Annotated in this window: 6 protein-coding genes; 1 reads left to right on the forward strand and 5 read right to left on the reverse strand. The window is 67.0% G+C overall.

Going from position 1 to position 5,462, the window contains the following annotated elements:
- The first annotated feature begins 240 nt into the window (after nt 1-240).
- Entirely contained in the window at nt 241-627 is a 387-nt protein-coding gene (locus QQK43_RS22605) for a DUF4189 domain-containing protein (RefSeq protein WP_234267580.1), read from the forward strand.
- A gap of 53 nt (nt 628-680) precedes the next feature.
- Here the strand turns inward: QQK43_RS22605 and QQK43_RS22610 are convergent, their stop codons facing one another.
- The 5 genes from QQK43_RS22610 to QQK43_RS22630 all read right to left on the reverse strand — a co-directional run.
- Entirely contained in the window at nt 681-1,589 is a 909-nt protein-coding gene (locus QQK43_RS22610; RefSeq protein WP_284309548.1) for a phosphoribosylaminoimidazolesuccinocarboxamide synthase, read from the reverse strand.
- A 143-nt stretch (nt 1,590-1,732) separates the two neighbouring features.
- Complete coding sequence (fba, locus tag QQK43_RS22615) at nt 1,733-2,797, reverse strand: class II fructose-bisphosphate aldolase (protein ID WP_284309549.1); 1,065 nt, start codon at nt 2,795-2,797, stop codon at nt 1,733-1,735.
- 133 nt (nt 2,798-2,930) lie between these two features.
- Entirely contained in the window at nt 2,931-4,364 is a 1,434-nt protein-coding gene (pyk, locus tag QQK43_RS22620) for a pyruvate kinase (RefSeq protein ID WP_234267583.1), read from the reverse strand.
- Between the two features lie 124 nt (nt 4,365-4,488).
- Nucleotides 4,489-5,205: a transcriptional regulator NanR gene (gene nanR / locus QQK43_RS22625; RefSeq protein WP_284309550.1), complete on the reverse strand. Its 717-nt coding sequence runs from the start codon at nt 5,203-5,205 to the stop codon at nt 4,489-4,491.
- A 40-nt stretch (nt 5,206-5,245) separates the two neighbouring features.
- Nucleotides 5,246-5,462, reverse strand: a 217-nt coding sequence (locus tag QQK43_RS22630; protein WP_284309551.1) for a nucleotide-binding domain containing protein, incomplete at its 5' end; no start/stop codon positions are given.

The following is a 5,462-nucleotide window of genomic DNA, read 5'->3' on the forward strand; positions in this document are numbered from 1 at the left end:
ACGCAGGCCGACGCGCGTGTGGCCGCGAACACGCCGGTGGCGCAATCCCTGCAGCGCCTGGCCCAGTCGCCCGAGCAGCAGCTGGATACCGCACCCAACCACCAAGCCCCGGTCCTCGGCGCGATGGCGCGGGCCTGAGCGCAGCGGCCGCAAAACGCGCGCCGCTCCTGTTCTGGGTATTACCGGGGATGAGCCCCTTCATGTAACATGATGTAATCAACCACTCAAGGAGGAGATCCCATGCTGTTCCGGCACTGTGCCCCCATCGCCCTGGCCATCGCTTCTGCGGCCCTGTTGTCGGCCTGTGGCGGCGGTGATGGCATTTTTGAAAACCGGGGCGCCATCGCCGTCAGCGAAACCACCGGTGCCGTCGCCATCTCCTGGGATGCTGCCAACCAGAATCTCGCCAACGACAAAGCCCGCTCCCTCTGCGGCCAGAGCGATTGCAAGGTGGTTCTGCAGTTCTCGAAATGCGGCGCGTTCTCCGTGGACACGAATGCCCGGATCTACGCCGTTGCCGAGGGCAACTCGGCCACCGAAGCGCAGGAAGCCGCCGACAACAGCTGCCGCGCTAACGGCGGACAAACCTGCACCGCCATCCCCGAGCTGCCGGCCAAGTGCAACTGAGCTGAACCGGCCAACCTCCGCGTCCGTGGCCTGACTGGCCACGAACACCTCTTTCAGCCCATCAGCCGCGTCAAGGCTTCTTGGTACTTGGCGGCGGTCTTCTCGATCACTTCTTTGGGCAGGCGCGGCGCGGGCGGCGCCTTGTCCCAAGGCTGGCCGTTGACCTTGGCGGTCTCCAGCCAGTCGCGCAGGAACTGCTTGTCGTAGCTCGGCGGGTTGCTGCCCACCACGTACTGGTCGGCGGGCCAGTAGCGCGAGGAATCGGGCGTGAGCACCTCGTCCATCAACACCACGTTGCCGGCCTTGTCCAGGCCGAACTCGAACTTGGTGTCCGCGATGATGATGCCCTTCTTCAGCGCGATCTCGGCCGCAGCCTTGTACAGCGCAATGGCCTTGTCGCGGATCTGCGCGGCGATGTGTGCGCCGACCATTTCCACCGTCTTCTCGTAAGTGATGTTCTCGTCGTGCTCGCCCATCTCGGCCTTGGCCGCCGGGGTGTAGATCGGCTCGGGCAGCTTGTTGGCGTTCTGCAGGCCCTCGGGCAGCGCCACGCCGCAGACCGAGCGGCTCTCCTGGTATTCCTTCCAGCCGCTGCCGGCCAGGTAGCCGCGCACCACGGCCTCCACCGGAATCGGCTTCAAGCGCTGCACCAGCATCGAACGGCCCTTGACCAGATCCGCCTCGTCGGCCGAGACCACGCTCTCGGGCGCGTCGCCGGTCAGGTGGATGGGACAGATGGCCAGGCCCTTGGGGCCGAGCTGGTCGAACCAGAACAGGCTGAGCGTGGTCAGCAGAGCGCCCTTGCCGGGAATGGGTTCGCCCATGATCACGTCGAAGGCGCTGATGCGGTCGGAGGCCACCATCAGGATGCGGTCGTCGCCCACGGCGTAGTTGTCGCGCACCTTGCCGCGTGCGAGCAGCGGCAGGGACTTGAGGGCGGAGGTGTGCAGGGCGGTGCTCATGATCGGTCGCGGGGAAAGTGACAGACAAGAAAAAAGCCCGGTGACCGAACAGTCAACGGGCTTTGAACCATTCCGGCGGATTATCGCAGGTCGGTCGCGGGCTCAGGCGATCCGGCACCGGGCCGCCCGAACACGGCAGGGGCTCACACCACCTTTTGTGCCAGCTCGCCGCTGGCGTACCTGGCGGCCATCACGCTCAGCGTCTCGCCCTTGATCTTGGCGCCCTGACCTTCGCAGCCGAATTCCAGGTAGCGCTGCTTGCACACCGCCTTGGCCGCTTCGCGGGCGGGTTTGAGCCATTCGCGGGCATCGAACTTCTCGGGGTTCTCGGCCATGAACTTGCGCACCGCGCCGGTCATCGCCATGCGGATGTCGGTGTCGATGTTGATCTTGCGCACACCGTGCTTGATGGCTTCCTGGATCTCGGCCACCGGCACGCCGTAGGTTTCCTTCATCGCACCGCCGTACTGGTTGATGATGGCGCGCAGGTCCTGCGGCACGCTGGACGAACCGTGCATCACCAGGTGGGTGTTGGGGATGCGGGCGTGGATTTCCTTGACGCGGCTGATCGCCAGGATGTCGCCGGTGGGCGGGCGGCTGAACTTGTAGGCGCCGTGGCTGGTACCGATGGCGATCGCCAGCGCGTCCAGCTGGGTGGCCTTGACGAACTGGGCGGCCTCTTCGGGGTCGGTCAGCATCTGGCTGTGGTCCAGCTTGCCTTCGGCGCCGATGCCGTCTTCCTCGCCGGCGTCACCGGTTTCCAGGTTGCCCAGGCAGCCGAGTTCGCCTTCCACGGTCACGCCGGTCTTGTGAGCGAGTTCGACCACCTTGCGCGTGACGTCGACGTTGTAGTCGAAGCTGGCCGGGGTTTTGCCGTCTTCCATCAGCGAGCCGTCCATCATGACCGAGCCGAAGCCCAGGCCGATAGCGCCTTCGCAGACCTTGAGGCTGGTGCCGTGGTCCTGGTGCATCACCATCGGGATGTGCGGGTACATCTCGGCGGCGGCCTGGATCAGGTGCTTGATGAAGGCTTCCCCGGCGTATTTGCGGGCGCCGGCCGAGGCCTGCAGGATGACGGGTGCGCCGACCTCGTCGGCCGCGGCCATGACGGCCTGCACCTGTTCGAGGTTGTTGACGTTGAACGCCGGAATGCCGTAGCCGTTGGCAGCGGCGTGGTCGAGCAGTTCGCGCATGGAAACGAGCGCCATGGAATCCCCTAGGAGAAGTTGGTAACCGGTATGTAACCCGCGATTTTACCGTCGGTCGCGGGCGCCCAAGGGCATACCGCAGCGGGGGAACGGGTCACCAGATTGCCAAGGCGGCCAGGCGGCCGCCTGCGCCTCAGCCCGCCTTGCAGATCTTGAGCGTGTTGCTGCCGCCGGGGCGGCCCATCGGCTCACCCACCGTGATGGCGTAGACGTCGCCACTCTGCATCACGCCGCGCTTCTTCAGATCGGCTTCGGCGTCGGCCAGCGCGGTGTCGCGGTCGGCGCTGGTGCCCACCAGCAGCGGGCGCACGTTGCGGAACAGCGTCATCCTGCGCTGCGTCGCCAGTTTGGACGTCACCGCGAAGATCGGCATGCGCACGCTGTGCCGGCTCATCCAGAGCGCGGTGGAGCCCGACTCGGTCAGCGCCACGATCGCCTTGGCCTTCAGGTGGTGCGCCGTGAACAGCGCGCCCATGGCGATCGCGTGGTCGATGCGGGTGAACGTCTGGCCGATGAAGTCGTCTTCCAGCGGGTCGTACTCGGTCTTTTCGGCTTCCTGGCAGATGGCGGCCATCTGCTGCACCGTCTCCAGCGGGTACTTGCCGGCCGCCGTTTCGGCGCTGAGCATCACGGCGTCGGTGCCGTCGAGCACCGCGTTGGCCACGTCGGACACCTCGGCGCGCGTCGGCACCGGGTTGACGATCATGGACTCCATCATCTGCGTGGCGGTGATGACCACCTTGTCCATGTGGCGCGCCATCTTGATCATGTGCTTCTGCAGCCCGGGCACGGCGGCGTTGCCCACTTCCACGGCCAGGTCGCCGCGCGCGACCATGATGCCGTCGGACACCCGCAGGATGTTCTCCAGCTCGGGAATGGCTTCGGCGCGCTCGATCTTGGCGATCAGGCCGGGCTTGTGGCCGTAGGGCGCCGCCGCCATGTTGCACAGCTGGCGCGCCAGCTCCATGTCGGTCGCGTTCTTGGGGAAGCTCACCGCCACGTAGTCGGCGTGCAGGCTCATGGCGGTCTTGATGTCCTCCATGTCCTTGGCCGTGAGCGCGGGCGCGGTCAGGCCACCGCCCTGCTTGTTGATGCCCTTGTTGTTCGACAGCTCGCCGCCCAGCTTGACGGTGGTGTGCACAGCGTCGCCGACCACCTTGTCCACCGTCATCACGATCAGGCCGTCGTTGAGCAGCAGGGTGTCGCCGGCCTTCACGTCGCGCGGCAGCTCTTTGTAGTCCAGGCCCACGCCCGCGATGTCGCCCGGCTCGGTGCGCGAGGCGTCGAGCACGAAAGGCTGGCCGGGTTCGAGCTGGACCTTGCCTTCGGCGAACTTACCGACCCGGATCTTCGGGCCCTGCAGGTCGGCCATGATGCCGACCTCGCGCCCGGCGCGCTGGGCCGCCTCGCGCACGAGGTTGGCGCGGTCCACGTGGTCCTGCGCCTTGCCGTGCGAGAAGTTCAGCCGCACGACGTTGACCCCGGCGCGGATCATGGCTTCGAGCAGCGCAGGGTCGCTGGAAGCAGGGCCGAGGGTGGCGACGATCTTGGTGGCGCGCTGGGGCATGAAACAGTCTCCGGATCTGGGAATGGGGTGAGGGGATCGGCCACGCACCGGCCTCGGCGCGTAACTCAGTTTCAATTATCGGGCGTGTTGGTTACCAACCAGGTACAAGCGGCGCGGCGCCGGGTCAGGCCGGGCGGTTTTCCGGACGGTGGTACAGGTCGTTCGCGCGCAGCAGGTGATCGCTCATGGCCTGCGCGGCGGCGTCGCCGTCCCCGGCCGCGATCGCTTCGAAGATGCGCGTGTGTTCGGCAAGGGTGAGGGCTTCGGAGCCGGGCGCGCGCACGATGGACTGGTAGTACGCGCCAGCCCAGTTGAACAGGGCTTCGACGATCGCCGGGTAGATCGGATTGCCCGAAATGTTGGCGATCTCGCGGTGAAACAGCATGTCCTTGTGCAGGAAGACGTCGAGCTGGTTCAAGGCCGCCCGGTGGTCGTCGAGCCGCTGGCGCAAGCGCTGCACGTCCTGCGCATCGGCACGCTGGGCCGCCATCCGGCACATGCCCATCTCCATGAAGACGCGGGCGTCCTTGAGGTGTTCCAGCATGTCGGGCTGCATGCGCAGCAGGTGCTGCGCGCCACCCGCCACCTGCTCGATGAGCAGGTCGGCCGTCGGCACCATCACGCGGGCGCGTTCGCCGTGCGTGATCTCGACGATGCCCGAGCGGGCCAGGTCCTGCAGGGCTTCGCGCACCGCGGGCCGGCCCACGCCGTAGGTGTCCATCAGGTCGCGTTCGGACGGCAACTGGTCGCCCGGCCGCCACTCGCCGTCGCGAATACGCTGCAGCAGCCGGTCGACCACCTCCTGATAGATTTTTCTGCGCTGGATCGGCTCCGTGTTCATGCCAAAAAGAATAACCGAAGCCCGACCCCGCACCGCGGGCTCAGCGCAGCCCGTGCAGCACCTGGCCGAAGAAGTCGACGCCGCCCATCTGGCCGCCCTTGAGCACCAGTTCCAGGCCATCCATGCCGGCCGCGTCGGCGTGGGCCCGGCACAGCGGGGCGCCGGGCGCCAACTGGGCGGCCACGGTCAGGGCGGTGATGTCCAGCGCGCCGGCCACCGCGCCCGAGCTGTCGCCGCCGGCGATGGCCATGCGCCGC

The sequence above is a fragment of the Hydrogenophaga electricum genome, from assembly GCF_030160815.1.
Lineage (GTDB): Bacteria > Pseudomonadota > Gammaproteobacteria > Burkholderiales > Burkholderiaceae_C > Hydrogenophaga > Hydrogenophaga electricum.

Coding starts and splice junctions, on each gene's coding strand:
- QQK43_RS22605 (WP_234267580.1), top strand. CDS start 241: ATGCTGTTCCGGCACTGTGCCCCCATCGCCCTGGCCATCGCTTCTGCG.
- QQK43_RS22610 (WP_284309548.1), bottom strand. CDS start 1,589: ATGAGCACCGCCCTGCACACCTCCGCCCTCAAGTCCCTGCCGCTGCTC.
- nanR (WP_284309550.1), bottom strand. CDS start 5,205: ATGAACACGGAGCCGATCCAGCGCAGAAAAATCTATCAGGAGGTGGTC.
- pyk (WP_234267583.1), bottom strand. CDS start 4,364: ATGCCCCAGCGCGCCACCAAGATCGTCGCCACCCTCGGCCCTGCTTCC.
- fba (WP_284309549.1), bottom strand. CDS start 2,797: ATGGCGCTCGTTTCCATGCGCGAACTGCTCGACCACGCCGCTGCCAAC.